Below are 26220 nucleotides of genomic sequence, written 5' to 3' on the forward strand. Positions count from 1 at the left end.
GCGCGAGTCTGCCGACTCCTGACACGAAACTCACATCGACCCCTCACATTTCAGTAACTTTGAGTGTTGAATCAGTGGCGTGATGTCACAGAAATCGAACGCTCCAGGCCGGAAACTGAGCGGGTGAGGGTCGCGGGAATCGGTCGGATGGCTGGATTCCCCCGCCTCGGCAATCGGCCTGAAACATTCCGCTTATCGGCTTGAGCAAGCGCTGTCATCTGACCGGCGAACGGCCGGTCGGCCCGGAAAGGGGCCGAACCCCCGGGTCCGGCCCCCTCCTGAACGGAACTCCCGCGTCACCCAGCGGCGGGATCGCCCCGTTCGCTGCCGGCCCGCTCCCCGGCGCTCTCCTCGTCGACCCGGGTCGCGCCGGACGGCGGCGGTCCCGCGACGGTCACGCGCGCCGGGCGCAGCAGGCGGTCGCCGACCCGGTAGCCGGGCGTCAGGATCTCCGTGCACATCAGGCGGTCGGCGTCGGGGACGACCACATGCGTGACCGCCTCGTGCCACTCCGGGTCGAAAGGCTCGCCCTCCTCCCCGAACGGCTGCAGGCCGACCGAACCCAGCTGGGTCCGGAGGACCTCCGCGACGGCTTTGAGGCCCGGCGTCATCGCCTCCTGCCTGCGGGCGGCCTCGACGGCGTCCAGCACGGGCAGCAGTGCGCGCAGGACGTTCTCCACGGCGATCTCGCGCACCGCCATGCGGTCGCGCCGCACCTGCTTGCGGTAGTTGTCGTACTCGGCCTTCACCCGCTGCAGGTCGGCGGTGCGCTCGTCGAGCAGACGCCGCAGCTCCGTGCTCTGCGGCCGGCTCCGGTCCATGGTCAGCCCGCCCGTGACGTGTCGTCGTCGTCCACGATCTCGGCGTCCACGACCTCCTCCTCCGCCTTGGCACCGCCGCCCGCCGCGGCACCCTGCTCCGATGTCGTGCCGCCCTCGGCGCGCGCCTTTTCGTACATGGCACTGCCGATCTTCTGGGCCGCGGCGGCGGCCTTGTCGATGGCCTGCCGGATCGCCGCGGTGTTGTCGCCCTTGAGCTGCTCCTTCAGTTCCGCGACGGCACTCTCCGTCTCGCTCCTGGCGTCGGCGGGGATCCGGTCCGCGTTGTCGGCGATGAGCCGCTCCGTCTGGTAGACGAGTTGCTCGCCCTGGTTGCGGGTCTCGGCGGCCTCCCGCCGCTTGCGGTCCTCCTCGGCGTGCTGCTCGGCCTCGCGGACCATGCGGTCGATGTCGTCCTTCGGCAGGGCGGAGCCGCCGGTGACGGTCATCTTCTGCTCCTTGCCGGTGCCGAGGTCCTTCGCCGTGACGTGCATGATGCCGTTGGCGTCGATGTCGAAGGACACCTCGATCTGCGGCACTCCGCGCGGCGCCGGCGGCAGACCGGTCAGCTCGAACATGCCGAGCTTCTTGTTGTACGCCGCGATCTCGCGCTCGCCCTGGAAGACCTGGATCTGCACGGACGGCTGGTTGTCCTCCGCCGTCGTGAAGATCTCGGACCGCTTCGTCGGGATCGTGGTGTTGCGCTCGATCAGCTTGGTCATGATGCCGCCCTTGGTCTCGATGCCCAGCGACAGCGGCGTGACGTCCAGCAGCAGGACGTCCTTGACCTCGCCCTTGAGCACACCCGCCTGCAGCGACGCGCCCACGGCCACGACCTCGTCCGGGTTGACACCCTTGTGCGGCTCCTTGCCGGTCAGCTCCCGCACCAGGTCGGTCACCGCGGGCATCCGGGTGGAACCGCCCACGAGGATCACGTGGTCGATGTCGGACACCTTGATTCCGGCGTCCTTGATCGCCTGGTGGAACGGCCCCTTGCACCGCTCCAGCAGATCGGCGGTCAGCTGCTGGAACTGGGCGCGTGTCAGCTTCTCGTCCAGGTGCAGCGGTCCCTCCGAAGAGGCCGTGATGTAGGGCAGGTTGATGGTGGTCTCGGAGGAACTCGACAGCTCGATCTTGGCCTTCTCCGCGGCCTCGCGCAGCCGCTGCACCGCCATCTTGTCCTTGGACAGATCGACGCCGTACGCGTTCTTGAACCGCTTGACCAGGTGGTCGACGATCCGCTGGTCCCAGTCGTCGCCGCCCAGGCGTGTGTCGCCGTTGGTGGCCTTGACCTCGATGACGCCTTCGCCCATCTCCAGCAGGGACACGTCGAAGGTGCCGCCGCCGAGGTCGAAGACGAGGACGGTCTGGTCGTTCTCCTTGTCGAGTCCGTAGGCCAGCGCAGCCGCCGTCGGCTCGTTGATGATCCGCAGGACGTTCATCCCCGCGATCTCCCCGGCCTCCTTGGTGGCCTGCCGCTGGGTGTCGTCGAAGTACGCGGGGACGGTGATCACGGCGTCGGTGACGTCCTCACCGAGGTAGGCCTCCGCGTCCCGCTTCAGCTTCTGCAGCACGCGCGCGGAGATCTCCTGGGCCCGGTACTGCTTGCCGTCGATGGTGCCGCTCTCCGGGAAGCGCCAGCTCTGGTCGTCCATGTGGCGTTTGACGGAGCGCGCGGTGCGCTCGACGTTGGTCACCGCCTGCCGCTTGGCCACCTCGCCGACCAGCACCTCGCCGTTCTTGGCGAAGGCCACGACCGACGGTGTGGTCCGGGCGCCCTCGGTGTTGGTGATGACGGTGGGCTCGCCGCCCTCGAGGACCGCGACCACCGAGTTCGTGGTGCCGAGGTCGATACCGACCGGACGTGCCATGGGGCTTCCCTCCTCGTCGTCCGTCTTCCTCCAGCGGGTCAGAGGGGCCGTTCCACCCGGACCGGGCCCGCGCGCAGGAGGGGCGCCCGTGCCGGGATCCGGCCCGTGGCCGTCGTCACGACGGCCGTGACACCACGCACCGGCGCGGGGGCTGCAGCGGGCGCGGCGCGCCGCCGGCGGTCCAGGGCCGCGCGTGCGGCGGGGTCACGGAGCGTCTCGTAGGCGGCGAGCACCCGCGCGAGCGCCTCCTCGGTCACCTCGTCCGACCGGGTGTCGGGGTGCAGTCGGCGCACCAGGCGCCGGTAGGCCGAGGTGATCCGCTCGGGCGAGGCCGAGGGATCCACCCCGAGGACGTCGTAGGGGTCCGGCGCGTCGCCGGCCCCCCTCCGCGTGTCCACCGTCCCACCTCCTCGCCCACTGCGAGCGGCCCGACGGGTGCCCCTCCGGGCTGCGGGTTTGCACCTACTTCTTCACTAGTCTGGATAAAACTTGAGTCGCCTGTTGTCAAGCCTGGTCTGCCGAGGCGCGGGGTGTCCGCGGCCACCGGGGAGCGCCCACCGGAGCGGGGGTTCTTTCATCGTCCGCTTCGATGCGCCGGGCGTCGATCCGGAGTCCGTCGACGTGAACGTGGAGCGCGATCCTGACCGCAGGCGCCGGGTGTCCCGCCGCCGACGTCTCGGAAATCGCCACGTGACCGAAACCGGGCGCGGCACGCCATCCCGTGCCGCTGCCCGGCAGCTCCGACGCTCCGCGCAGCCCGGCGCCCGGGGACGGCAGCCACCGCCCGGAGCGGCACGACGCGCCGCTGCCGGCCGACTCGCACCCTCAGCCGGAGGCGGCTCCAGGCCTCTCGTCCGGGTGACCGTCGGCCCGGCTCCGGTCCCCGGGCGGGGCGGCCGCGGCGCGCGCGGCGGCCAGGTGCTCCTCCAGGACCCCCACCCGCTCGCGCAGTGTCAGGACGCGCCGCACCCCGGCGAGGGTGACCCCTTCCGCGGCCAGGTCCATCACCTCGGCCACCCGGTCGATCTCCCGCCGGGAGTAGCGGCGCTGGCCGCCCGTGGAGCGGGCCGGGACCACGATGCCGTGGGCGTCCAGCCGCCGCAGGAATGCGGGCTGGACGCCCAGCATCTCGGCGACCTGGCCGATCGTGTACAGCGCGGCATCGGCATCGTCGATGGAGAGGGCCATCCTCGACTCCTCGGTCCGACGGACCAGACCTCCACCTCAGGTTACAGATTTCCTGTCTGCACCAGAACAGGTGGAAGGCCGTCGGGTCGCACGGCCCGTGTACGGCCCGAAGTGGATGAATCATCCACCGAGCGCTCCCGGATTGGATGAAGAATCCTCTGGTGCGGGCCGAGTCCGCGGATCTAGCGTCAGCGAATCCCCATGGGACGGCTTCCTCGCGCACCGCACACCCCTGCGTGGCCCGGAGCCGTCCGGCCCCGCAGCGCCACGAACGCGCTCCACCGTCCCTCCCCCGCTGGAGCCCCGTTGCCCGAGAATTCCGCTCCCTCCCCCTCCGCCTCCGCCGCCGCGCCGCCCTCCCTCACCGAGGTCGAGGCGTACGGCGTGGAGCGCATCCCGGACGCCGACCGCACCGCCACTCCGCTCGACCTGTTCCGGGTCGCCTTCGGCGGCGCGAACACCTTCTCGACCTGCGTCCTCGGTGCCTTCCCGATCCTGTTCGGCCTCTCCTTCTGGCAAGGACTCGCAGCGACGGTGCTCGGCGTGGTCGCCGGTGCGCTGATCCTGTGCCCGATGGCGGTGTTCGGCCCGGTCAACGGCACGAACAACGCGGTCTCCTCGTCCGCGCACCTCGGGGTGCACGGCCGTGTGGTCGGCTCTTTCCTGTCCTTGCTCACGGCCATCGCGTTCTTCTCGATCTCGGTGTGGAGCTCCGGCGACGCCCTGGTCGGCGGCGCGCACCGGCTGTTCGGGCTCGAACGCGGTACACCGTCGTACGTCGTCGCCTACGCGCTGTTCGCGGGCCTGGTGCTCGCGGTGTGCGTGTACGGCTTCCGGTTCATGCTGTTCGTCAACAAGATTGCGGTGACGTCGGCGACCGTACTGTTCCTGCTCGGCGCCATCGCGTTCGCCGGGGACTTCGACCCGTCGTACGCGGGTGCCTTCACCGCTTCGGCCGATCCGTCGACCAAGGCGCTGTTCTGGCCGTCCTTCATCGGCGCCGCGCTGATCGTGCTGTCGAACCCGGTGTCGTTCGGCGCGTTCCTCGGCGACTGGTCGCGTTACATCCCCGCGGACACGCGGCGCCGGAAGGTGGTCGGGGCCGCGTTCCTGTCGCAGATCGCGACGCTGCTGCCGTTCGTGTTCGGACTCGCCACCGCGAGCATCATCGCCAAGCAGGCGCCGAAGTACGTCGACCCTTCGGCCCCGGACTTCGTGGGCGGACTGCTGGCGATCTCACCGACCTGGTTCTTCCTGCCGGTGTGCCTGCTCGCGCTGATCGGGGGCATGTCGACGGGCACGACGTCGCTGTACGGGACGGGCCTGGACTTCTCGTCCGTCTTCCCACGGCTCACCCGAGTGCAGGCGACGCTGGTGGTGGGCGTGCTGTCGATCGCGTTCATCTTCATCGGCCGTTTCGGGCTGAACCTGGTGCAGTCGATCTCCACGTTCGCCACGATGATCATCACCTGTACCACTCCTTGGATGGTCGTGATGATGCTCGGCTTCTGCACCCGGCGCGGCTGGTACGACCCGGACGCGCTCCAGGTCTTCAACCGCCGTCAGCGCGGCGGCCGTTACTGGTTCGCGCACGGCTGGAACTGGCGGGGCATGACCGCCTGGTGGGTGGCGGCGGTGATCGGCGTGCTGTTCACGAACATCCCGGGCCAGTTCGTCGGCCCGCTCGGAAACCTGGCGAACGGCGTCGACATCAGCCTGCCCCTGTCACTGGCCGTCGCCGCGGTCCTGTACCTGGCGCTGCTGTGGCTGTTCCCCGAGCCCCGGGCGGTCTACGGGCCCGAGGGTGCGCGGCTGGCCCGTACCGCCGAGGTGCCCGTGCCGCCGATCACCGGTCCGGGCGCGCCGCAGGGCGACTCCGCTCCGGCACTCGCGGCCGAGGGGCCCTGATGGAGTCCTGGCTCGACCTGTCGGTGCCCGTGGTCACCGGGATGCCCGTGTATCCCGGTGACCCGCAGGTCGAGGTGGAGCGGGCGCTGCGGGTGGCCACGGACGGGGTCAACGTGCTGGCGCTGCACCTGGGTTCGCAGTCCGGCACGCATGTCGACGCGCCGTACCACGTGGACTCGGCGTGGCCCGCGCTGGACGCGCTGCCGCTGGAGCGGTTCGCGGGCCCGGCGGTGGTGGCGGACGTGAGGGGCCTGCCGGCCCGGACGCCGATCACACCCGAGCTGCTCGCGCCCGCGCTGAGCCTGCTGCGGCTGCGCCCCGGGGCGATCCTGCTGGTGGCCACGGGCTGGTCGGCGTACTGGGGCACGGACGCCTACCTGGCCCATCCCTGGCTGACGCCGGAGGCGATGGAGGCGGTGGTGGGCGCGAGCGTCCGCACGGTCGGCGTGGATGCGCTGAGCGTGGACGCCACCGGCGATCCGGACCTGCCCGCGCACCGGGTGCTGTGCGGGGTGGGCGGCGTGATCGCCGAGAACCTGAGGGGCCTGGACCAGGTCGTCGCCGCGCAGGCGGCGGGCCGCCCGGTGGACGTGTTCTTGTTCCCGCTGCATCTGCCGGGCGCGGACGGCGCGCCGGTCCGGGCGGTGGCCCGTGTCGGTGCCGGGGCCGGGGCGTGAGGCCCGTCAGGGTCTGAGCGTACGGGCGATGTCCAGGGTCAGGCGCTGCCAGGGGTCGCGTGGGTCACGGGACGTCAGGGTGTGCACGCGGCGCAGGCGGTAGCGCAGGGACTGGGGGTGGAGGTGGAGGGTGCGGGCCGCGGCGGTGGCCGAGCCCGCGTCGATGTACGCCGTCAGGGCCTGGAGCAGGTGGCGTTGCCCCGGGTCGGTGAGCGGGCCGAGGACGAGACGGGCGATGTGGTCCGGGGCGGCCGCCGGGTGGCCGGCGAGCAGGGCCAGCACGTGTGCGTCGGCGTCGTCGAGGACGCGGCCGGGCCGGTGGGCGTGGGCGGGGGCCGTGTCGAGGGCGTCGGCAGCCAGTCGGTGCGCGACGGCGACCCGGTCCAGGCCCTCGCCCGTGATCGCGCAGGCACGCCACGCCCGGGCGTCCAGGAGGGCCGGTGCCCGGCCGACGGCCGTGGCGGGCAGCAGCAGGACCGCGCGGGAGCCGCGCACCGTCGACAGCGCCCCGGGGCCGCCGCCGAGCGCACCGAGCAGTCCGGCGGCGGCCTCGTACGGCATGTCGGGGCCGCCACCCGTCGCGGGCTCGGCCACCAGCAGGCAGTACGGGTCGGGGAGTTGGACGCCCAGCCGGGCCGAGCGGTCCGTCAGCGCGCCCACCGAGGCGTGCCGTCCGGCGATCAGGTCGTCGAGCAGCAGTCGCAGCGCGCGGTCCCGGTCCCCGGCCAGGTCCTCGGTGGTTGCCGCGTACGCCGTGGCCATCTCCTCCGACAGGGTGTCCAGGGCCGTCAGCAGGACCCGGGCCAGTGCGAGGCCGTCCGCCGCCGTGAGAGCGCGCCCACGGGCGGCGACCTCGTCGGTGAGGACGGCCGCGGCCACCCGGTAGGCGCGCAGCACGGCCTGCACGGGGCGGCCGTCAGCCGCGCGGGCCGCCGCGATCCCGCGGAAGCGGCGCAGATCGGCCGGTCCCAGGGTGGCGTCGGTGGCCCACAGGTGCAGCAGCCGGTCCACGCCCCAGGCCGCGATGGCCCGCACCTCAGGCAGCCGGCTGTCGTCGAGCGCGGCGTACACCGGCACCGTCGCGTGGACGGCGGCGACGACCGCCTCCACGACCAGCGGGTCGGCGGCGATCTCCGCCCGGACGGCGCTGCGGGCCTTCAGCGGCTGGTTTGTCACAGGGTGATGATTCCAGCAGTGCGATGTGCGCAGCACGGTGGACGGACGTTGTCACGGTCGCCAGGATCATCGGCGTACAGCGTGGTCGTACCGCGCGGTCTCAAGGACGAGAGGCGGGACGTACGGGATGGCGAGGCACTGGGCGGACTTCCAGTACGAGATCTATCTCAACGGCATGACGGGCGCCGTACCACGGCTGCCCACCGATCTGACCCGGCTGGAGGCGCTGACCGAGCAGCGGCTCGGTCCCGGCCCGGTCGGCTATGTGGCGGGCGGCGCGGGCACCGGCAGCACCGCCCGGGCGAACCGGGCCGCGCTCGAGCGGCGCCGGATCGTGCCGCGCATGCTGCGGGACGTGCACGACCGCGACCTGTCCGTGGAGGTGCTGGGGCTGCGGCTGCCCGCACCGCTGGCCCTGGCTCCGATCGGCGTGCTGTCGATCATGCATCCGGACGCCGAATCGGCGGCGGCGCGGGCCGCGGCCGCGCAGGGCGTGCCGTTCGTCCTGTCGTCGGCCTCCAGCACGCCGATGGAGCAGGTCGCGGAGGCGTCGGGTGACGGTGAGCGGTGGTTCCAGCTGTACTGGGCCAAGGACCGCGAGGTCACCCGCAGTTTCCTCGCCCGGGCGAAGGCGGCCGGGTTCACGGCGCTGTTCGTCACGCTGGACACCCCGCTGCTGGCCTGGCGGCCCCGCGACCTCGACCAGGCGTATCTGCCGTTCCTGCACGGGGTGGGCACTGCCAACTACTTCACCGACCCGGCGTTCCAGGCGGGTCTGGCGAAGCCGGTGCACGAGGATCCCGACGCGGCCGTGCTGCACTTCGTGAACATGTTCGCGGACCCCGGGAAGACATGGCCGGACCTGGCGTTCCTGCGGAAGCACTGGGACGGTCCGATCGTCCTGAAGGGCATCCTGCATCCCGACGACGCCCGCGCGGCCGCCGACGCCGGGATGGACGGGGTGGTGGTCTCCAACCACGGCGGCCGGCAGGTGGCCGGTTCCGTGGCCGCCGCGGACGCGCTGCCGCGGGTGGTGGAGGCGGCCGGGGACCGGCTGACCGTGCTGTTCGACAGCGGGATCCGCACCGGCGACGACATGTTCAAGGCGCTCGCGCTGGGCGCGCGGGCGGTGCTCGTGGGACGGCCGTACGCCTACGGTCTCGGGCTCGACGGCCGGGCGGGCGTCGAGCACGTGATCCGCTGTCTGCTCGCCGAGTTCGACCTCACCCTCGCCCTGTCCGGGCACGCCCGCCCCGCCACGCTCGGCCCCGCCGACCTGATCGAGGAAACCCGATGACCCACACGACCGGCACCACCGACGCCGACAACGCCACCGACGTCCTCGCCGTCGTCTCACCGCACGTCGGCGGGCGGCAGGCGGGTGCCGCGCTCGCCACCGTCTTCCCCGGCGAGGCCCGGGTGACCGTGGTGGAGAGGACCGACGAGGATCCGGCGGCGCTGCGCGAGGCCCACGTCATCGTCACCGGGCTCGGCCCGGTCACCGCTGAACACATCGCCGCCGCACCGGAGTTGAGGCTGATCCAGTGCGCGAGTCACGGCTTCGACTACGTCGACCTGGACGCGGCTCGCGCCCGGAACATCCCGGTCTGCAACATCGGCTCGAGCGGCGCCGAGAAGCAGAACGTGGCCGAGCAGACCTTCGCGCTCATGCTCGTCCTGGCCAAGCAGCTGGTCCCGGCGCACACCGCGCTCGTCGACGCCGACTGGGCGCTGCCCCGGCTGCAGCAGTCGATCACGGAGCTGTCCGGAAAGACCCTCGGCATCGTCGGGCTCGGCCACATCGGCCAGGAGGTGGCGCGTCGGGCGGTCGCCTTCGACATGTCGATCGTGTACACGGGCCCGGAGCCGTTGGACGCGCAGACGGAGGCCCGGCTCGGGGCCCGGTACGTGGGCCTCGACGAACTGCTGCGCACCTCCGACTACGTGACGCTGCACGCGCCCCTCACCGATGCGACCCGGCATCTGCTGAACGCCGAGCGCCTCGCACTGCTGAAGCCCACCGCGTTCGTGATCAACACGGCGCGGGGCGCTCTGATCGACCAGGACGCGCTGGCGGACGCGCTGGAGACCGGCACGCTGGCCGGGGCGGGGATCGACGTCTTCGACCCCGAACCGCCCACCCCGGCCCTCAGGTTGCTGAAGGCGCCGAACGTGGTGCTGTCGCCGCATGTCGCCGGTGTCACCCGGGAGACGCTGGTACGGATCGCGCTGGCGGCGGTCCGCAACGCGGCGGACTTCCTGTCGAGCGGGGAACTTCACGACGTCGTTTCCTGACATAACGTCAGGAGACCGACTCGCCCTGGGTGTGGCGCACGCACTCCAGGACGACGTCACGCAGGCTACCGGTCCGCTCCATGAGTTCCCGCTGCACCCGGGCACCGTTTCCCCGCTCCAGCAGCCCGGTCACGGCCTGGTCCGCCCGGTCGAGGTCACCGGTGCCGGCCAGCGCGTCACCGACGTGGTCGAGCAGGTCCCGCACCACCGACTCCGCCGGCATGCGGCGCATCGTCCTCGGGTGCAGCAGCTCACGCGCAAGGCCGGCCCTGGCCGCCTGCCAGGCGGCCAGCCGCAGCAGACTCACGCTGTGGTCCACCGGCTCCCGGCCGGCCCGCCACTCGCGCGCCGCGGTCTCCACCAGCCCGCGGGCGAGGGTGGCGATCAACTGTGCGGTGTCCGCGTGCAGGCAGACGTCGGGGACCCGGATCTCCACCGTCGGGTACCGCTCGGACAGACGCGCGTCGAAGTAGACCATCGCCTCGTCGAGGATGACTCCGGTGGCGACCATGTCGGCCACCCGCCGGTGGTACCGCTCGGGCGACCCGAACAGCTCGGTCGGCCCCGCGGAGGGCCAGCGCCCCCACACCCGGCTGCGGTAGCTGTCGTAACCGGAGTCCCTGCCCTGCCAGAACGGGGAGTTGGCGCTCAGGGCGACCAGTACGGGGAGCCAGGGCCGCACGCGGTCGACCACCGCGACGGCCTCCTCGTCCGACTCGACCGAGACGTGCACGTGACAGCCGCAGACGAGCTGTTCCCGCGTGGCGATGCCGTACTGCTCGGCCATCCACTGGTAACGGCGGTTCATGCTGATGGACGGGCTCACCGGCAGCGGTGAGGTGGCCAGCGCGGCCACGCCGCAGCCGATCCCCCCGGCGTGTTCGGCCGCCTCCCGGCGGCAGCGGACGATCTCGGCGCCGAGTTCCGCCATGTCCGTCTGCGGATGCGTGGCGAACTCCAGCATCTGACCGTAGAGCTCCTTCTCGAACAGGCCCTCGTCCGCCTCGTCCTGCGCGGCGCGGGCGAGCACCGCGGCCGACAACGCCTTCGGCTCACCGGTCTCCGGGTCGACCAGGAGGAGTTCCTCTTCCACTCCGACGGTCCGCACGTGATGCCGCCTCTCTGTCCGTCTGCCGCGACCACTGGTGATCACGAGGTCATCCGCCCACCCCGACTACCCTCCCGGACGGACGGTAGTCGGGCATGAGGACGCGGCCCTCGGGTCGCCGGTGTGTCGCCCGGAGCGGAGCGGTGGCTCAGACGGGATCAAGGGTGGGTCCGTCCGCGGCCGCCCGCTGCCCGTACGAGCGGGGGTCGGTCGCCCACCGCTGGGCGTCGGAACCGTCGCGGTCCTTGACGACGACGTCGGCGTCCGAGTCGGGGCTCGCGGGCGTGACGGCGAGGCCCGCGCCCCACCGCGGGAGCAACTCGCCCCCCACGGTCAGGTCGTAGCGGACGTCGTCGGCGTGCGCCCGGCCCGCCTCGACGCACGGGGCGAGCGTGACAGCTCCGTCGATGGCGTGGGAGTCGAGGCACAGGCCCGGGTCGGCGACACTGCGCAGCAGGCCGTCGCTCTCGTACGACCACACCTGGGTCCACGCCGACGAGCAGGTCGCGAGGCGGGTGCCCGCACCGGCCCTGACCGTGCCGCGGATGTCGAGGCAGAGGCCGGCGGCGACGGCGCGCAGCCGGGTCTCCTGCGGGGCCGCGGGCAGCCCGGCCGTGTCGGACGGCGCTTGGGCGCCGGAGCGGGGCGAGGGGGAGTTCGGGCCGCCGGTCGCGCTCGTGGAGGCGACCGGGTCGGCGCCGCTTCCGTCGTCGGTCCAGACCCCGGTGACCAGCAGGGTCAGCAGGACGGCGACGGTGGCGAAGCCGACGCCGGTCAGCAGCGTCCTCGACCGCCGCTCCCCCGCGGTGATCCTGCGGCCCGCCGCGGGGATCCGGGTGAGCAGCCGGTGGCGTCCGCCGCCGCCCGGGCGCCGGCCCCGGGAGCCGGTGCGCGCGGGTTGCGGGGTGCGGCCGTGCCGTGAGTCGAGGTAGCGCCGGGCGCCCCAGCCGAGGATCGCCTCGGCCAGCAGTGCGCCGAGGCCGTCCTCGCACCGGCGCAGTTGTTCGGCGGCGGCACGGCAGTGGTGGCACTGGAGGACATGCTGGTACACCTCGGGCAGCAGGTCGCCGCCGCGGCGGAGGGGGATGTCGAGCAGCCGGTTGTGGAAGCGGCATTCGGCGCTCGGCGCGAGTTCCCGGTGGGCGCGTACACAGCCCGCCCGGAATTCCTCGCGTGCCTGTTCCAGTGCGGCCGCCGCGGTCTCGGAGTCCATGCCGAGCAGAACGGCAGGGACGGATATGTGTTCGGCTTCGACCTCGGTGTGCCACAGCAGAGACTGGGCGAATGGGGACAGAGCGCGGAAAGCGTGTTCGGCGAGGGCACTGTTTTCGGGTGTCAGGAACTTCGCGGCGCGCATACCGCGACCCCCCGCGGGTTTCCTCAACTCCGGCAGAACACCGGATATCCGCTCCTCCGCCGCCCATTCCGCGACCGTGTCCCGGACCGCGACGAGAAGCCCCGGACGCAGCGCCACCGCGGAACGGGAGCGGGTGAGGTCGCCGAGGACCCGGTGGAAGGCGGCGGCGGTGACCATCGCGGCGACGTTGCGCGAGGAGGCGAGGCAGATGACCGCGTAGTCGTACGCCGCCTGCCAGTGTCTGGCCATCAGCAACGCGACCGGCAGGGTGGTCTCGCCCACGGGCCGGCCCCTGAGTCGGGCGGCCAGGTTCTCGTTGGATTCTTCCGGTGCCGCTCCGGGACGGGGCGGGTAGGGCGGACGCGGGGGTGGGGTGTGCACTGAGCGGGTTCCTTCCAAGGCACAAGGTCGCACACGAAGTTCTGCTGCCCGAAAGGACCCGGCCTTTGGGCCTTTTCGGCGCCGCGCCGGGAATAGGTCACGGGTAACGGCTGCACGGCGATCGTCCGGTGGATGAGCCTTTTGAGCTCGCCGACGGCCCGGAATAGCGGGCACGATGCCGCCCCTGGCCATTGCCCCTGCGCAGACAGGTCACCTTTGCACAGGTCACTGATGGCCAACAAGGCACTTGAACAACATCCGCACCAGGAATAGGACGGTGGGAGCCCTCGGCGCCAACTCCCCGTTTGTGCAACCGTTTTCCCCGGTCCCACGTGCCCCGTGTGAACCGCGCGCCCACGCCGGCGCCGCTCGCACGCTCCCGCCGCGGCGGGGCTCCGTAGTCCACTGGAGCCGGCCTTCTCTTCGGCCCCGCGCGGCACGGCGGCACTGCCGCGCGCAACGGGCCGCCGACCCTGATCTCCCGCCCTCGGTCGGCGGCCCAGAAGGCGGGCGGGACGGGGGATGCGGGCGGCCTCAGATCTGCCAGGACCGCAGTCGGTCCGCGGCACCGTAGACGTCGGCCTTGCCGGAGATCAGGTCACGGGTGAGGTCGACGAGGGCGCCGTAGGGCGGGTCGATGCCGACGCCGCTGACGAACATGTACGCGACCGCGGTGGCGCAGGCGAAGCGGGCGTTCGCCGACGGCAGCGGCTTGAGCAGCGCGAGGGTGTGCAGCAGGGCGGCGGCGCGCCAGGCCGGGTCGGAGTCCACGCCGAGGCGGGGCGGGTCCACGCGGTGCCGGGCGACCGCGGCGACCAGCGCGGAGAAGTCGTTGACGACGGGCTGGTCCGGCAGGACCTCTTCGTGGCGCTGGAGCAGCCAGGGCACGTCGATGTGGATGACGGAGGTCATCGGTCAGGCGTCCTGCCCCTCGACCTTCACGGGTGGCTCGTCGTCGGGGAAGGCCGCAGCGAACTCGTCGGCGTGCGTGGCGAAGAACCGGCGGAAGGCCTCGGCGCCCTCCTGAAGGGCCCGGTGCCGCGCGATGTCGGCCGCGGCGGCCTCACGCACCAGGGCCTTCATCGACGTACCGCGCTCCTTGGCGATCTGCCGCAGGTCCTCTAGCTCCCGATCACTGAACTCCACGTTGAGGGCTGGCATGCCGTAACGGTACAGCGAGGGTACCCAATCGTAAATACCCCCAGGTCAGCGTGGGGCGCCCACGGTACCGGCGGCAGTGCCGCCGGTACCTTCCGGGCCCCGGCTCAGCCGGCCGGGACCTCCAGTCGGCTGATGCGGACCGCGCCGTCGGCGGCGCCCGGGCGGGCACTGGTCATCGTCAGGCGCAGGCGGGAGCCGCGGACCGCGTCGAACGTGATCACGGTCGGGGTGTCGGAGGCGGTGGCCCGGTCCACGGCGGCGCCGGTCACGGGCACGTACCGCTCGCCGTCCCAGACGGAGACCGCGAGGGAGGCGGGCTGCGCGTGGGTCGCGTCGACGGTGAAGGAGACCTCTACGCGGTCCATGGTCCGCCGGCGTCCGAAGTCGACCGAAACCCAGTCCTTCGGCCGGGCGCCGTTGAAGGCGGGCAGCAGGGCGGTGGCCGACTTGTAGAAGGCGTTGGACCACCCGGTGGCCGGATCGCCGTCGAGCATGGCGGCGGGAAGGGTGTCGGGGCGGCCGGAGTAACCGGCGTCGGCCTGGGGGTAGGTGGGGGCTGCCGGAAGGTCGGGCTCGAACACCGGCGCCGGTGTGAGCGCGGTGGACCGTGCGGGAGTGGTGCGGACGGTCGCGGTGGCGGTGCGCAGCCCGTCCGCCCGGGCCGTCACCTTCAGGGCGCCCGCCCTGGTGCCCGAGCGCACGATGGCGAGTGCCTTCCCGTGGAAGGCGGTCCGGGTGGTGGCCTGGTAGCGCTCGGCGCTCTCCTCCCGGCCGTTGTCCAGCCCGGCGAGGGAGCCGCCCTTCACGTCGAAGGTGATCAGGTCCTCGGCGTCGGGCACCACCACGCTGTGGGCGTCGACGACTTCGGCGGTCACGAAGAGGAGGGAGCGGCCGTCGGCGGCCAGGGAGGTGCGGTCCGGAGTGAGACGCAGGGCGTGCGCGGGCCCGGCGGTGCGCAGGACGTCGGTCGCGACCACCTTGCCGTCCCGTCGCGCGACCGCCTTCAACTCGCCCGGTTCGAAAGGCACCTTCCAGGTGAGGTGGAGCTTGCCCGCGCTGCCGTTCGGGCTCGTGTAGCTGCCGGGGTAGGGGCCCGAGGTGAACGTCTTGTCGTCGCCGGTCGCTTCGGTTGTCTCCAGATAGGTACGCCCGTCCGTCGTCTTCTTGGTGTCGAACTTCCTTGTCCCGAGGGACTTGCCGTTGAGGAAGAGCTCTACGGTGTCGACGTTGGCGTACGCCCAGACCTCGACCGTGTCCCCCTTGTCGTGGTTCCAGGTCATGGGCACCAGATGGACCATGGGCTCGTCGGCCCACTGGCTCCTGAACAGGTGGTACATGTCCTTGGGGAAGCCTGCCGTGTCGACGGCGCCGAAGAAGGACGCCTTCACCGGGAAGACGTCGTACGGCGTGGGCTCCCCGATGTAGTCGATGCCCGACCACAGGAACTGCCCGGCGAACCACTTCCGGTCGCGGTCCTTCTTGTGCCCGTACTCGCCGCTCATGGTCCAGGAGGCGAGGTTGTTGTCGTACGAGGAGGTGGCGCGTCGGCCGGGGGTGTGGTTCTCGCCGGTGTTGAGGTGCTCGGGCTCCTGGTAGGTGCCGCGCGTCGAGGTCTCGGACGACGACTCGGACTCGAAGAGGAACAGGTGCGGGTAGGCGGAGTGCAGGGCGTCCACCGACTTGGCGGTGTTGTAGTTCAGCCCGAGGCCGTCGAGCTTGGCGAGCATGAGGTCCGCCGCCGAGCCCTTCTTCGGGACACTGCGGTATTTGTCCGAGCCGATGACGAGCGGGCGGGTGTCGTCGGCGGCCTTGATCGCGCCTATGATCCGGTCCGCCATGGCCAGCCCGGCGGTGGACGTGGAGTCGGGGATCTCGTTGCCGATGGACCACAGGACCACAGCCGGTGAGTTGCGGGCCGCGAGGACCATCTCGGTGGCGTCCTTCTCGCACCAGTCGTCGAAGAACCGGTGGTAGTCGTACGTGGTCTTGCCGGTGTGCCAGCAGTCGAACGCCTCCACCATCATCACGATGCCCAGCTCCTCGCAGATCTGGATCATCTGCGGCGAGGGCGGGTTGTGCGAGGTGCGGAAGGCGTTGACTCCCATCGACTTCATGATCGTCATCTGCCGGCGTACGGCGTCGATGCTGATCGCCGCCCCGAGCGCGCCCTGGTCGTGGTGCAGGTCGACACCCTTGATCTTGGCGTGGGTGCCGTTGAGGGAGAACCCCTCGTCCGGGTCGAAGCGGAAGGACCGGATGCCGAAGGTGGTGTCGTAGCCGTCGACGGTCTCGCCGCCCACCCGTAGTTCGGTGTGCAGGGTGTACCGGTGGTCCGGGGTCGCGAAGTCCCACAACCGGGGCCTGGGGGCGATGAGCTCATGGGTCTCGGTCCTGGTGCCGGCGACGGTGACCGTGGAGGACGTCCGGGCGACGGTCCGGCCGTCGGGGTCCGTGACCGTCGAGCGGATCTCCACGTCCGCCGTGGCCCCCGACTCGTTCACCACCGAGGTCCGCACCCGGACGACGGCACGCGCATCGGTGATGTCCGGCGTGGTGACGTGGGTGCCCCAGCGCGCCACGTGCACCGGCTCGGTGATCACCAGCCGGGCCTCGCGGTAGATGCCACTGCCCGAGTACCAGCGGCTGCTCGGGAGCTGGTTCTGGACCTTGACCGCGAGGACGTTCTCGGTGGTGCCGTCGGTGTGCAGCAGATCGGTGAGGTCGAAGGCGAAACCGGTGTAGCCGTAGGGGTGGCGGCCTACCTCGGTGCCGTTGCAGTAGACGTACGAGTCCATGTAGACGCCGTCGAACTCCACCGATATCCGCTTCCCGGCGAGCGCCGACGGCAGGGTGAAGGCGGTGCGGTACCAGCCGAGACCGCCGGGGAAGAAGCCGGTGCCGCTGGTGGTGCCGTGCTCGGTGGTGGGGGTCTGCTCGATGCTCCAGTCATGGGGCACCGCGACCTCGCGCCAGCCGGAGTCGTCGTACCCGGGCGCGGCGGCTTCGCCATACGCACCCCTCGGGTCGGTGATGCCGCCCGGGTTGACCAGCGCGAACCGCCAGCCGTCGCGGAGGGCCACCGTCCGGCGTCCCGGAGCCCGGGCGGCTGCCGCCGCCGGGGCACTCCCGGCGCCGAGGAGTGCGCCGGCGGCCGGGGCTGCCGTGCCGGCGATCAGGACCGATCTGCGCGTGACCGTCATGGGCGGCTCTCCCTCATCAGGGCCCAGAAGTACTCACAACTGATCGTGAACAAACAGATTCTGACGGTGCGGCACACGCGCCCGTCAAGGGTGCGACAGCTTCCTTCTGCCCCACCGGCCACCTCCAGCCGGACCTGCTCCCTTCTTCCGGTGGGGTCCGCGGGTTCCCGGAGCACCCGTTGGCACTACGCTGGAACACCAGTGACGCGCTCTGCTCACTGTGCGTGTGCGCGATGGAGTGGCGACGATGAGCTCCGGCTATCCGTTCGACGACGCCGACACGGCACGGGCGCTCATCGACGACGAGGGCGTCCTCGTCGAGTGGAACGAGGGCGCGCGCAGGCCCCAGCTCACCGAACGGTCGGGCAGCCGCCACACCGCCGACGGCAAGACGATCTGGGCGGAGCTGAACCTGGTCCAGGAGTGACGCACGGCCGCCCGCCCGGTCAGGGCCGGCCGCTCCCGCCGCCGTAGGGTCCCAAGCTCCCGTATCCGCCGTATCCACCCCAACCGCCGTACCTGCCCTGGCCGTTCGGAGCGCAGTACGGGGAGGAGCACGTTCCCCGTCCCTGGGAGGAGGGCCGACTCGTCCCCGAGGAGGGTCGGGTGGGCGTGGGATCCGGCTTCGGGGCGCTGTGAGTCGTGGGGGTGGTCGTACGCGAGGGTGCGGCGCTCTGGGAGGCAGGGTTGGCCGTCTCGGCGCCGGTGCCCCAGTTGACCGACTGCATCCGGAGCGAGTTCGGCGTGTCGGTGAGCCAGCGCTGGGTGCCGTCCTCCGTGCGCGGCTTGACCACGAGCCCCGCACCGGTGGCCGACGAGGCCGGGGTCAGGGCCAGGTCCTGGTTCCAGCGCGGGACGATCGCGCCCTGCACGGTGAAGTCGTAGCGGACGTTCCTCGACTCGGGCCGGGACTGTTCCGCGCACGGGGCGAGCTGCACCGAGTAGCCGAGGTGGGAGTCGAGACACAGTCCGGGTGCGGCGACACTGCGGAGCAGTCCGCCCGTCTCGTACGCCCATTGCTGGGTCGCGGACGAGGCGCACGAGACGAGTACCGCCTCGGTGCCGGCCACCGCCCGCTCGCGGTCCAGGCCGATGCACAGCCCGCTGTCCTGGTTGCGCAGCCGGCCGCGGAAGGCGCCGGTGGGCACCTCGGCGGCGGCGCCGACCCACGAGGGCGATCCGGAGGCGCTCGCCCGTGCTCCGGGGCTCGGCTCATCGGACGGCGCGGCGGTGCCGGCCGGGGCTCCCCCGCCGGAGTGGGCGACGGACCACATCACCAGCGGCAGCAGGATGAGCGCACTCACCGTCGCCACGGCGAGGACGAGTTGTCGGCGCTGCGGGGATCGGCGTGGGGCCTTGTGCGCGGCGCAGCGGGGGCCGGGCCCGGCGGAGGCGGCCCGGGTGGCACGGCCGGGCCCGCTGCCCGGCGCGTCCGTGGTGGGCCGGTACTCGGCGTCGGCAGGCGGCTCGGGCGCGGGGGCGAACCACCGGTACGCGTCGGCGGGATCGGCCGGCGGCTCGGCTGCTGCGAACCGCCGGTCCGCGTCGGCCGGGTCGACCAGCGGCTCTCCGCCCACGGGCGCTGCCGGGACCGGTTCGGCCGCCCGGCTGCGTGCGGCCGCGTCCTCCAGATAGGCCTGTGCGCCCCAGCCGAGCACGCCCTCGGCGAGGAGGAGCGGGAGCCGGGCGCGGAAGCCCTCCAGTTGCTCGGCGGCGTGGTGGCAGTGCGCGCAGCCGTCCATGTGCAGGCGCAGGTCGGGGTCGAGGACGGGGTTCTCCCGGCGCAGCGAGACGTCCAGCAGGCGGACGTAGCGGCGGCACTCCTCGTCGGGCGCGGACTCGCGGTGGACCTGCAGGCATGCCTCGCGCAGCTGTTCGCGCGCCCGCTCGAGCCGCACCTCGGCGTCGCCTGTGTCGATCCCCAACAGGGCTGCGGGAACGGCGAGTTGCTCATGCTCCACCTCGACGTGCCACAGCAGACAGCGGGCCTGCTCGGCGAGCCTCGGGAAGGCGCGGGAGACCAGCCGCCGGTTCCCGGGCGGGAGCAGCCGTGCTGCCGCGTGCTCGCCCAGGGCGGGGTCCGGGCGGAGGACTGGGTGCAGCAGCTCGCGCCGGTGGTCGGCGCCCCATTCGGCCGCCAGGCGCCGTACGGCCACCAGCAATTGGGGCCGCCAGGCCGCCGTGGGTCCGCCCTGGCGCGCGGAATCCTCGAAGAGCCGGGTGAATGCGGCGGTGGTCAGCATTCCCGCGGGATGCGCACCGTCCGCGCACAGACGGGCGTAGGAGAAGGCGGCTTCCCAGTGCCGGTCGAGCAGTTCACCCACCGGATGGTGCACGGGCCTCTTCCCGGCGGACTTCTTCAGTTCTGCGGCGAGTTGTTCGTCGGTGACGCCGTACGACGGAACGGGGTCGGGGGAATGGTTCAGGCCCCCACCTTTCACGTCCACGTTCCTCCAAAAAAGCCACGCGAGGTTATTAGTACATACCAATGGAGGCACGGCCCGGCCGACAGCACGCGGGGTGTCCTTTGGGAGGGTTGTCCGGCAGGCCGAACTCCGCCCAAGGCAGCTCTGGTGGAGCGGGCGGGGACCGACGGCGCCTGCGTGCGTCACGGTGAAGGCAATGGTCCGCGCGCTGACGGGGAACACCCTTGCACAGGTCACCGAGCCCCAACAAGAGAGTCCCTCACTTTTCCATTTGACCTCTCCCATTCGATCTGTTGACCAAATGTCAGTCAACTGCGGAGCAGTAACCGTGAATTCTCTGCCGTCGGCCCGTCCGCGCCCGGAATTCAGCCCGAGCCACCCCGTTGTGCGGCCCGGTAGGCGCCCGGCGATGTTCCATAGCGCCGACGGAAGAGCCGGTTGAAGTGGAACGGGCTGACGAAACCGGATGCGACGGCCACCCGTTCGACCGAGAGTTCGGTCGCTTCCAGGAGACGGGAGGCATGGCGCAATCGGGCTTCGCGCAAGGCGGTCATCGGGGAGTGACCCAGTTGCTCGGTGAAAAGATGTGCGAATCGGGACGGGGAGAGGGAGACGCCCTCGGCCAGGGACCGCACGGTGTGCGGCGCGGCCGGGTCGGCGGCGATCAACGCATCGGCGAGGCGGATCCGTTCGTCGATTCCGGAGGGGGACGGGCCCACCCGGGCGGTGGCGAGCAGCACGATCTCCTCGAGACAGCACAGGGCCAACTCGCGGGCGACGGCACCGTGAGCGACAGCGACCTCGCCGTCGGCCGGCGGCACCGGCTCGGGCGGTGTGCCGAGCCCGCCCCAGCGGGCGTCGGCCAGCATGCGCCTGAAGGCCGTCTCGATGCGCTCCCGCCCGTGTCCGGCGCCGACCGTGTAGAGACGGTCACCCACCTCATGGGGCCCGAGCCGGCCGACCCATGAGCTCCGCGCCTGGCAGTGCACCCACCAGAACGCCCAGTGCCGGGAACCGGGCGCGATCCCGTACCGGTGGGGCACGCCGGGCCCGAGCACCACCAGGTCCCCGTCACCGGCCGTCACCCGGGTGGCGCCCTGGCCAAGTGTGCCCCGCCCGCCGGTCGTCCAGGTGAACAGCCAGCTGTCGGCCCCCCGTGGCCGGTTGATGCCGTATCCCGGCGGCTGGTCGAAGCATCCGACCGTCACCAGGCCGGGTGGCGGGGCCGGGACAGCAGTCCCGGGCAAGTCGTCAGCACACACAGGCATCCTCCCCGCAGGCACTCCCGCCTAGCGTGCGGCACACACCGGACCGTTGAGAAGGGAAGGCCCATGGCAGTAAGAGATATGGAGGGGTTCGAGAAGGACGGGTTCGCGGTCGTGCGCGGGCTGTTCTCCCGGGCCGAGATCGACGCACTGTGCGCCGAGTTCACGGCGCTGAAGGACGCGGGCCCCGTGCCGGGGCACTTCGAGCCCCGTGCGTCCGCGGGGGACGAGGCCGCCGATCCGCTGCTCGTCCACCCCCGTGTCATGCACCCGCACCGCATCAGCGAGCTGTCGCTGCGCTTCCTGCTGGACCCGAGGCTCGGGCAGGTTCTCGAGACGCTGCTGGGCGAAGAGGTGCTGGCCGCGCAGAGCATGTTCTACTTCAAGCCGCCGGGCGCCCGGGGGCAGGCGCTGCATCAGGACAACTTCTATCTGCGGGTGGAGCCGGGCACCTGTGTGGCCGCATGGATCGCCTGCGACGTGATCGACCGGGAGAACGGCGGCCTGGAGGTGGTGCCGGGCACGCACCGCATGGACCTGTTCTGCCCGGAGGAGGCGGACATCGAGCTGTCGTTCGCCCGTGAGTACGTGCCGCCACCGCCCGGCCTGGAGCCGGTGCCCGTCGTGATGGAGCCCGGCGACGTACTGTTCTTCAACGGCAGCCTGGTGCACGGCTCACAGCCCAACCGCAGCGCCGACCGCTTCCGCCGCTCCTTCATCGGCCACTACGTCGGCCGCTCCGCGGAGCGCATCGGCGCCTACTACGACACCCTGATGATGGACGGCACGCCCGTCGCGCTGCCCGAGAGCGAGGGCGCGGGCCCCTGCGGCACCGAGTTCGCCGCCGTCGGTCCGCACTGAGCACCACGGTCAGGACGTGAAGGCGAGGATGGCGTCCGCGACCGCGCGCGGGTTCTCCAGCAGCATGACGTGCGTGCCGTCGATCGGGGCGACGGTCACATTGGGCCGCTCCTCGGCGAGAGCGGCCAGGTCGCGGGCGAGCCCCCTGGCGTAGGCGAGCGTCATCGGATCGAACCAGTCCAGGCGGGGGACGGAGGGCACCTGCCGCTGGGCCCGGCCGAGCAGCAGCGGCGCGGTCATCCTGCCGAACAGGGCGAAGAGGTCCAGCGAGTCGATGACCTCGAGCATCTGCAGCGCCTGTTCCCGTCCCGGCCGCAGCTCCAGAGCCCCGTCGTCCCGCTCCCGCACGGACCGCCGGACGCCGGCCTCCAGCAGTTCGTAGGGGATGCCGAGGCACTCGGAGATCGCGCGCTGTTCGGCGAGGAGGTCCTTGAGCCCGTCCGGGGGCAGCTTCCTGCCCTGGCCGGCCGCGTTCAACTCCCGTACCTGGGCGAGGTGCTGGGCCACATAGTCCGGGTCCAGGCCGACGTACTGGTCCGGGCGCCCCCAGCCGAACCCGTCGAGGTTCACGGCTCCGGGGGTGACGTCCTGGTGCTCCAGCGCGTACAGCACGGCGAGGATGCCGCCGAAGGAGTGCCCGACGGGAACAGCGCCCGGGATGCCGTGCGCCGTCAGGACCTCCTCGAGGTCGCCGAGCACCTCGGGCAGGCGCCAGGGTCCGTCCGGCGAGAGGCCGTGGCCGCGCAGGTCGACGGCGAGCACGCGGTGCCGGGCCACGAGGAGGGGGGCCACGGCCGCCCAGTCGGCGAGCGTGCGCCCGGCGCCGTGCAGGAGCAGCAGGGGCGGTCCGTCGCCCCCGTGGTCGTGCACGGCCAGCACGATACGGTCTGCGGTCATGGCACGACAGTAGAGCGTCGGGTCGGCGTAGGCCCTGGTGAACGGGCCCCCGTCAGGCGTGCGGCCCCAGGAGGTCCAGGGCCCGCTCCCAGCGGAAGCGCGGGCGGGTGCCTTCCTCGGCCGCCTCCCCGGCGTACGGGTCACCGAAGCGCACCCCCATGCCGGTGAGCCGTTCGAGGCTCGCGCGGTAGGCGGGGTGGGCCGCCAGCGCCTCGCTCACGCAGGGCAGGACGGCGATCGGGACACCGAGCCCGTACGCCTCGCACAGGGTGCCGAGGGCCAGGGTGTCGGCTGTGCCGGCGGCCCACTTGTTGATCGTGTTGAAGGTGGCGGGTGCCACGACGACCGCGTCGGGGTCCGGGAACGGCCGGGGGTCGCCGGGGGCGCGCCACGCTGACCGGATGGGGCGGCCGGTCTGCTCCTCGACGGCGGCCGTGTCGAAGAACCGGAGGGCGAGCGGGGTGGCGATGACGCCCACCTCCCAGTCTCCTTCCTGCGCGGCCGTGATCAGTTCGGGGACGTCCTGTGCGACGCCGGCGGCGCAGACGACGACGTAGAGGAAGGGTTTGCTGTCGTGTCGGGTCACGCCCGCACCCTAGTGATCACGGCGGGCGGCAGGTGGTCTGTTCGGTCTGTCCGACCGGTTCGGTCTGTCCGACCGGTTCGGTCTGTTCGGTCTCTTCAACCGGCTCGGTCCGTTCGGCCGGTTCCTCCGGGGCCCGCCGGGGGTCGGCCTCCTTCAGCTTCCCTTCTCGGAGACGGTGATGGCGCCCACCGGGCAGGCGCGCGCCGCCTCCCGCACCAGTGGGTCGCCGTCGCCGTTCTCCTTGCCGGGCAGCACCTGGCTGAAGCCGTCGTCGTCCTGGGTGAAGACTCCCGGGGCGGTCAGGGCGCACTGGCCGGCGCCGATGCAGACGTCCGGGTCGATGGAGATGGAGATGTCGGTCATGGTCGCAGCCTCCTACCAGCTCACGGGGAGTTCCAGCATCCCCTGGACCGTGTCGCCCGGTTTGAAGGGAATCTCTTCCGCCGGGGCGGCGAGCCGCAGTCCGGGCAGCCTCTCGAAGAGCGTGCGCAGAGCGATCTCCAGCTCGGCCCGCGCCAGGTTCTGGCCGAGGCACTGGTGGATGCCGAACCCGAAGGCGACGTGGTGACGGGCAGGGCGGTGCCAGTCGAGTGTGTCCGGCTCGGGGAAGGCGGCGGTGTCGCGGTTGATGACGGACGTGGAGAACAGGACGCCCTCGTCGGCCCGGATCGTCGTACCCGCGATCTCGATGTCCTCGGTGGCCACCCGCACCAGCCCGTCGGCGATGGACAGGAAACGCAGCAACTCCTCCACCGCGGCTGACATCAGACCCGGGTCGGCGCGCAGTTCTGCCAGCTGTTCGGGGTGGTGCAGCAGGGTGAAGGTGCCGAGGGAGATCATGTTGGCGGTCGTCTCGTGCCCGGCGACCAGCAGGAGCGTGGCCAGGGAGACCAGCTCCTCCCGGTCGAGGGCGCCCTCCCGCAGTTGCTCCTGGATCAGTTCGTCGAGCAGTCCGTCCCCCGGTTCCCCACGCTTGCGGTCGATCAGCTCCTCGAAGTAGGCGTTCAGCCGGTCGCGGGCGTCCTGGGTGTCGGCCACGGACGGACCGCGCAGCAGCCTGCGCGACTGCTCCTCGAAGAAGTCGTGGTCGGCGTACGGCACACCGAGCAGCGCGCAGATCACCATCGACGGCAGCGGCAGCGCGAAGGCGCTCACCAGTTCGACCGGCGGGCCCGCGGCCTCCATGGCGTCCAGGAGCCCGTCGACGATGGCCTGGATGCGCGGGCGCAGTGCCGCGGCCCGCTTGAGCGTGAAGCTCGGCACCAGCATGCGGCGCTGGGTGCGGTGCTCGGGGTCGTCCACGCCGAGCAGGGCGAGCCTGCGGTTGCGGGCGGCGGCGAAACGTGCGGTGACGGCGGGGAACGCGGACCGGGTCCGGTCGGAGGACAGGCGCGGATCGGCGAGCAGCGCACGCGCGGTGGCGTGTCCGGTGACGACCCACACGTCGCGGCCGTCGTAGAGGGTGACCCGGGTCAGGGGTCGGGCCGAGCGGAGCGGCTCGTAGGCGGTGGGCGGGTGGTAGGGGCAGGTGCGGTCCTGGGGAAAGGCCACGGGTTCTGACATGGTCGTACCGGTTTTCGTCATGAATGACCTCGCACGAAGATTCCCTTTGCCGATCATCATTAGATGCCTCGGGCATCTACAGGGCCACTCGAAGTTCGGCCAGATGCGCCGCCCCGCGCATATGGCCAAAGTAATTCGCTTGCCCGTGCGGCGCCGCTCGTCCAGGCTCTGCGCATGCCGATCGCCGTAGCCTCCTTGCCGCCGTCCTCCGCCGCCGTTCACGGGGTCGGGGCGCGACAGCAGCGGTGCGGCCGACCGCGGAGGCCCGTGACTTACCTGCCATGACCGCCGCACTCGTCGCCGGCCTGGTCGCGGGCTACGGCATCGCGGTGCCCGTGGGTGCGGTCGGGACCTACCTGGTGTCCCTGACGGCCCGTACGTCCCTGCGGACCGGAGCGTGCGCCGCGCTCGGTGTCGCCACCGCCGACGGGCTCTACGCCCTGGTGGCGACCGCCGGCGGCAGCGCCCTCGCCGCGGCGCTCCAGCCGGTGCTGGTCCCCCTGCGCTGGGCGGCGGCGCTGGTGCTGGCGGCGCTCGCCGTGCACGGCGGCGTCCGCGCCGTGCACCGGTACCGCTCGTCCGGGACCGCCGCGACGGCCGATGCGGTGCCGCCGGGCCCCGGACGGGCGTACCTCGGTCTGCTGGGCGTCACGCTGCTCAACCCGACCACCGTCGTCTACTTCGCCGCGCTGGTGGTCGGCAGCCGCACCACGGAGACCGTACGGCTCCTGGACCAGGGTGTGTTCGTGCTCGCGGCGTTCGCCGCGTCCGCGAGCTGGCAGCTGCTCCTGGCCGGCGGCGGTGCGCTGCTCGGCAGGGCACTGACCGGCCGGCGCGGCCGACTGGTGACGGCGCTGGTCTCCTGCGCGGTCGTCACGGCACTGGCGGTCCGGATGCCGACCGGCGCGTGGTGAGGATGAATCCGCCGGCGGCTGGTGTTGAATCGTGAACCGTGTGCTCCGCGGCCCAGGCATGGGTCCGCGGCACCACGGACGAGACAGCAGTCGTACACGACGATGGGACGGATGCCATGCCTCTTGAGGGCGAGTACGAGCCCAGCCCGGAGCAGTGGGTGCGTGATCAGGTCGAGCTGTACGAGAGTTCGGGCGGCACCAAGGGCACGACACTGCTCGACACGGGGCTTCCGGTGGTCATCCTCACCACCCTCGGCGCCAAGTCCGGCAAGATCCGCAAGACTCCCGTGATGCGTGTCGAACACGAGGGCCGCTACGCCGTCGTGGCCTCGCTGGGCGGCGCGCCCAAGCACCCCGTCTGGTACTACAACCTGAAGCAGCATCCCACGGTCGAGCTTCAGGACGGGCCGCAGCGGCAGGAGATGACGGCCCGTGAGGTGACGGGCGACGAGAAGGCGGCGTGGTGGGAGCGGGCGGTCGCCGCGTATCCGCCGTACGCCGACTACCAGAAGAAGACCGACCGGGCGATCCCCGTCTTCGTGCTGGAGCCGACCGGGAAGTGACGCCC

At 71.9% G+C, this 26220-nt stretch carries 24 protein-coding genes; 8 read left to right on the forward strand and 16 right to left on the reverse strand.

Features of this window, described 5'->3' with window-relative positions; all coding sequences use genetic code 11:
- Nucleotides 1–296 precede the first annotated feature (296 nt).
- The 4 genes from grpE to ACFYZE_RS22885 form a co-directional block, all read right to left on the reverse strand.
- Nucleotides 297–821 (reverse strand): nucleotide exchange factor GrpE, encoded by a 525-nt coding sequence (grpE, locus tag ACFYZE_RS22870; RefSeq protein ID WP_388996987.1) that lies wholly within the window; start codon nt 819–821, stop codon nt 297–299.
- Nucleotides 822–823: 2 nt separating this feature from the next.
- Entirely contained in the window at nt 824–2689 is a 1866-nt protein-coding gene (gene dnaK / locus ACFYZE_RS22875; RefSeq protein ID WP_388996991.1) for a molecular chaperone DnaK, read from the reverse strand.
- Between the two features lie 38 nt (nt 2690–2727).
- Nucleotides 2728–3087, reverse strand: coding sequence for a J domain-containing protein (locus ACFYZE_RS22880; RefSeq protein WP_388996994.1), 360 nt, complete (start codon nt 3085–3087; stop codon nt 2728–2730).
- 427 nt (nt 3088–3514) lie between these two features.
- Nucleotides 3515–3877 carry a MerR family transcriptional regulator gene (locus ACFYZE_RS22885; RefSeq protein WP_388996996.1) on the reverse strand — a complete coding sequence of 121 codons (363 nt, stop codon included), beginning with the start codon at nt 3875–3877 and terminating at the stop codon, nt 3515–3517.
- Nucleotides 3878–4183: 306 nt separating this feature from the next.
- On the opposite strand from ACFYZE_RS22885, the gene ACFYZE_RS22890 reads away from it, so the two are divergent.
- Nucleotides 4184–5785, forward strand: a complete 1602-nt coding sequence (locus ACFYZE_RS22890) for a purine-cytosine permease family protein (RefSeq protein ID WP_388996999.1) — start codon at nt 4184–4186, stop codon at nt 5783–5785.
- Complete coding sequence (locus tag ACFYZE_RS22895) at nt 5785–6462, forward strand: cyclase family protein (RefSeq protein ID WP_388997002.1); 678 nt, start codon at nt 5785–5787, stop codon at nt 6460–6462. Before ACFYZE_RS22890 ends, ACFYZE_RS22895 begins: the two co-directional genes overlap by 1 nt.
- 6 nt (nt 6463–6468) lie before the next feature.
- Here the strand turns inward: ACFYZE_RS22895 and ACFYZE_RS22900 are convergent, their stop codons facing one another.
- Nucleotides 6469–7638, reverse strand: coding sequence for a PucR family transcriptional regulator (locus tag ACFYZE_RS22900; RefSeq protein ID WP_388997005.1), 1170 nt, complete (start codon nt 7636–7638; stop codon nt 6469–6471).
- 127 nt (nt 7639–7765) lie between these two features.
- On the opposite strand from ACFYZE_RS22900, the gene ACFYZE_RS22905 reads away from it, so the two are divergent.
- Together ACFYZE_RS22905 and ACFYZE_RS22910 are read left to right on the forward strand one after the other, a co-directional pair.
- Nucleotides 7766–8935 carry a lactate 2-monooxygenase gene (locus ACFYZE_RS22905; RefSeq protein WP_388997008.1) on the forward strand — a complete coding sequence of 390 codons (1170 nt, stop codon included), beginning with the start codon at nt 7766–7768 and terminating at the stop codon, nt 8933–8935.
- Nucleotides 8932–9933: a 2-hydroxyacid dehydrogenase gene (locus ACFYZE_RS22910; protein ID WP_388997011.1), complete on the forward strand. Its 1002-nt coding sequence runs from the start codon at nt 8932–8934 to the stop codon at nt 9931–9933. The genes ACFYZE_RS22905 and ACFYZE_RS22910 overlap by 4 nt, the downstream gene beginning before the upstream one ends.
- Nucleotides 9934–9940: 7 nt before the next feature.
- On the opposite strand, the gene ACFYZE_RS22915 is transcribed toward ACFYZE_RS22910, so the two are convergent.
- From ACFYZE_RS22915 to ACFYZE_RS22935, 5 genes are all read right to left on the reverse strand, one after another.
- Nucleotides 9941–11041 (reverse strand): glutamate--cysteine ligase, encoded by a 1101-nt coding sequence (locus ACFYZE_RS22915; RefSeq protein ID WP_388997014.1) that lies wholly within the window; start codon nt 11039–11041, stop codon nt 9941–9943.
- Nucleotides 11042–11189: 148 nt separating this feature from the next.
- Nucleotides 11190–12779: an RICIN domain-containing protein gene (locus ACFYZE_RS22920; RefSeq protein WP_388997016.1), complete on the reverse strand. Its 1590-nt coding sequence runs from the start codon at nt 12777–12779 to the stop codon at nt 11190–11192.
- Between the two features lie 534 nt (nt 12780–13313).
- On the reverse strand, nt 13314–13691 hold the full coding sequence (locus ACFYZE_RS22925; RefSeq protein ID WP_388997019.1) for a toxin Doc: 378 nt from the start codon (nt 13689–13691) through the stop codon (nt 13314–13316).
- A gap of 3 nt (nt 13692–13694) precedes the next feature.
- Entirely contained in the window at nt 13695–13940 is a 246-nt protein-coding gene (locus ACFYZE_RS22930; protein ID WP_388997022.1) for a hypothetical protein, read from the reverse strand.
- 104 nt (nt 13941–14044) lie between these two features.
- Complete coding sequence (locus ACFYZE_RS22935; protein ID WP_388997025.1) at nt 14045–17140, reverse strand: glycoside hydrolase family 2 TIM barrel-domain containing protein; 3096 nt, start codon at nt 17138–17140, stop codon at nt 14045–14047.
- A 247-nt stretch (nt 17141–17387) separates the two neighbouring features.
- On the opposite strand from ACFYZE_RS22935, the gene ACFYZE_RS22940 reads away from it, so the two are divergent.
- Complete coding sequence (locus tag ACFYZE_RS22940; protein WP_388997028.1) at nt 17388–17567, forward strand: hypothetical protein; 180 nt, start codon at nt 17388–17390, stop codon at nt 17565–17567.
- Nucleotides 17568–17586: 19 nt separating this feature from the next.
- Here ACFYZE_RS22940 and ACFYZE_RS22945 read toward each other — a convergent pair whose 3' ends face one another.
- Together ACFYZE_RS22945 and ACFYZE_RS22950 are read right to left on the reverse strand one after the other, a co-directional pair.
- Nucleotides 17587–19581 carry a ricin-type beta-trefoil lectin domain protein gene (locus tag ACFYZE_RS22945; protein ID WP_388997031.1) on the reverse strand — a complete coding sequence of 665 codons (1995 nt, stop codon included), beginning with the start codon at nt 19579–19581 and terminating at the stop codon, nt 17587–17589.
- Between the two features lie 350 nt (nt 19582–19931).
- The gene (locus tag ACFYZE_RS22950; RefSeq protein ID WP_388997034.1) at nt 19932–20834 is read right to left on the reverse strand and encodes a helix-turn-helix domain-containing protein; all 903 of its coding nucleotides are present in this window, start codon (nt 20832–20834) and stop codon (nt 19932–19934) included.
- Between the two features lie 63 nt (nt 20835–20897).
- Between ACFYZE_RS22950 and ACFYZE_RS22955 the strand changes: the two genes are divergently transcribed.
- Nucleotides 20898–21692: a phytanoyl-CoA dioxygenase family protein gene (locus ACFYZE_RS22955; protein ID WP_388997037.1), complete on the forward strand. Its 795-nt coding sequence runs from the start codon at nt 20898–20900 to the stop codon at nt 21690–21692.
- A 9-nt stretch (nt 21693–21701) separates the two neighbouring features.
- Here ACFYZE_RS22955 and ACFYZE_RS22960 read toward each other — a convergent pair whose 3' ends face one another.
- The 4 genes from ACFYZE_RS22960 to ACFYZE_RS22975 all read right to left on the reverse strand — a co-directional run bounded on the left by ACFYZE_RS22960 (nt 21702) and on the right by ACFYZE_RS22975 (nt 24759).
- Nucleotides 21702–22589 (reverse strand): alpha/beta fold hydrolase, encoded by an 888-nt coding sequence (locus ACFYZE_RS22960; RefSeq protein ID WP_388997040.1) that lies wholly within the window; start codon nt 22587–22589, stop codon nt 21702–21704.
- 52 nt (nt 22590–22641) lie between these two features.
- Entirely contained in the window at nt 22642–23175 is a 534-nt protein-coding gene (locus tag ACFYZE_RS22965; protein ID WP_388997043.1) for a flavoprotein, read from the reverse strand.
- 153 nt (nt 23176–23328) lie between these two features.
- The gene (locus tag ACFYZE_RS22970; RefSeq protein ID WP_388997278.1) at nt 23329–23529 is read right to left on the reverse strand and encodes a ferredoxin; all 201 of its coding nucleotides are present in this window, start codon (nt 23527–23529) and stop codon (nt 23329–23331) included.
- A 21-nt stretch (nt 23530–23550) separates the two neighbouring features.
- Entirely contained in the window at nt 23551–24759 is a 1209-nt protein-coding gene (locus ACFYZE_RS22975) for a cytochrome P450 (RefSeq protein WP_388997046.1), read from the reverse strand.
- Nucleotides 24760–25019: 260 nt separating this feature from the next.
- Here ACFYZE_RS22975 and ACFYZE_RS22980 point away from each other — a divergent pair, with 260 nt between their 5' ends.
- Both ACFYZE_RS22980 and ACFYZE_RS22985 read left to right on the forward strand, forming a co-directional pair.
- Nucleotides 25020–25652, forward strand: coding sequence for a LysE family transporter (locus tag ACFYZE_RS22980; RefSeq protein WP_388997049.1), 633 nt, complete (start codon nt 25020–25022; stop codon nt 25650–25652).
- 116 nt (nt 25653–25768) lie between these two features.
- Nucleotides 25769–26215, forward strand: coding sequence for a nitroreductase family deazaflavin-dependent oxidoreductase (locus tag ACFYZE_RS22985; protein ID WP_388997052.1), 447 nt, complete (start codon nt 25769–25771; stop codon nt 26213–26215).
- Nucleotides 26216–26220: the final 5 nt, after the last annotated feature.

This window comes from Streptomyces sp. NPDC001796, from assembly GCF_042892355.1.
Lineage (GTDB): Bacteria > Actinomycetota > Actinomycetes > Streptomycetales > Streptomycetaceae > Streptomyces.

Coding starts and splice junctions, on each gene's coding strand:
- grpE (WP_388996987.1), bottom strand. CDS start 821: ATGGACCGGAGCCGGCCGCAGAGCACGGAGCTGCGGCGTCTGCTCGAC.
- dnaK (WP_388996991.1), bottom strand. CDS start 2,689: ATGGCACGTCCGGTCGGTATCGACCTCGGCACCACGAACTCGGTGGTC.
- ACFYZE_RS22885 (WP_388996996.1), bottom strand. CDS start 3,877: ATGGCCCTCTCCATCGACGATGCCGATGCCGCGCTGTACACGATCGGC.
- ACFYZE_RS22895 (WP_388997002.1), top strand. CDS start 5,785: ATGGAGTCCTGGCTCGACCTGTCGGTGCCCGTGGTCACCGGGATGCCC.
- ACFYZE_RS22905 (WP_388997008.1), top strand. CDS start 7,766: ATGGCGAGGCACTGGGCGGACTTCCAGTACGAGATCTATCTCAACGGC.
- ACFYZE_RS22910 (WP_388997011.1), top strand. CDS start 8,932: ATGACCCACACGACCGGCACCACCGACGCCGACAACGCCACCGACGTC.
- ACFYZE_RS22925 (WP_388997019.1), bottom strand. CDS start 13,691: ATGACCTCCGTCATCCACATCGACGTGCCCTGGCTGCTCCAGCGCCAC.
- ACFYZE_RS22930 (WP_388997022.1), bottom strand. CDS start 13,940: ATGCCAGCCCTCAACGTGGAGTTCAGTGATCGGGAGCTAGAGGACCTG.
- ACFYZE_RS22935 (WP_388997025.1), bottom strand. CDS start 17,140: ATGACGGTCACGCGCAGATCGGTCCTGATCGCCGGCACGGCAGCCCCG.
- ACFYZE_RS22940 (WP_388997028.1), top strand. CDS start 17,388: ATGAGCTCCGGCTATCCGTTCGACGACGCCGACACGGCACGGGCGCTC.
- ACFYZE_RS22950 (WP_388997034.1), bottom strand. CDS start 20,834: ATGCCTGTGTGTGCTGACGACTTGCCCGGGACTGCTGTCCCGGCCCCG.
- ACFYZE_RS22955 (WP_388997037.1), top strand. CDS start 20,898: ATGGCAGTAAGAGATATGGAGGGGTTCGAGAAGGACGGGTTCGCGGTC.
- ACFYZE_RS22960 (WP_388997040.1), bottom strand. CDS start 22,589: ATGACCGCAGACCGTATCGTGCTGGCCGTGCACGACCACGGGGGCGAC.
- ACFYZE_RS22975 (WP_388997046.1), bottom strand. CDS start 24,759: ATGACGAAAACCGGTACGACCATGTCAGAACCCGTGGCCTTTCCCCAG.
- ACFYZE_RS22980 (WP_388997049.1), top strand. CDS start 25,020: ATGACCGCCGCACTCGTCGCCGGCCTGGTCGCGGGCTACGGCATCGCG.
- ACFYZE_RS22985 (WP_388997052.1), top strand. CDS start 25,769: ATGCCTCTTGAGGGCGAGTACGAGCCCAGCCCGGAGCAGTGGGTGCGT.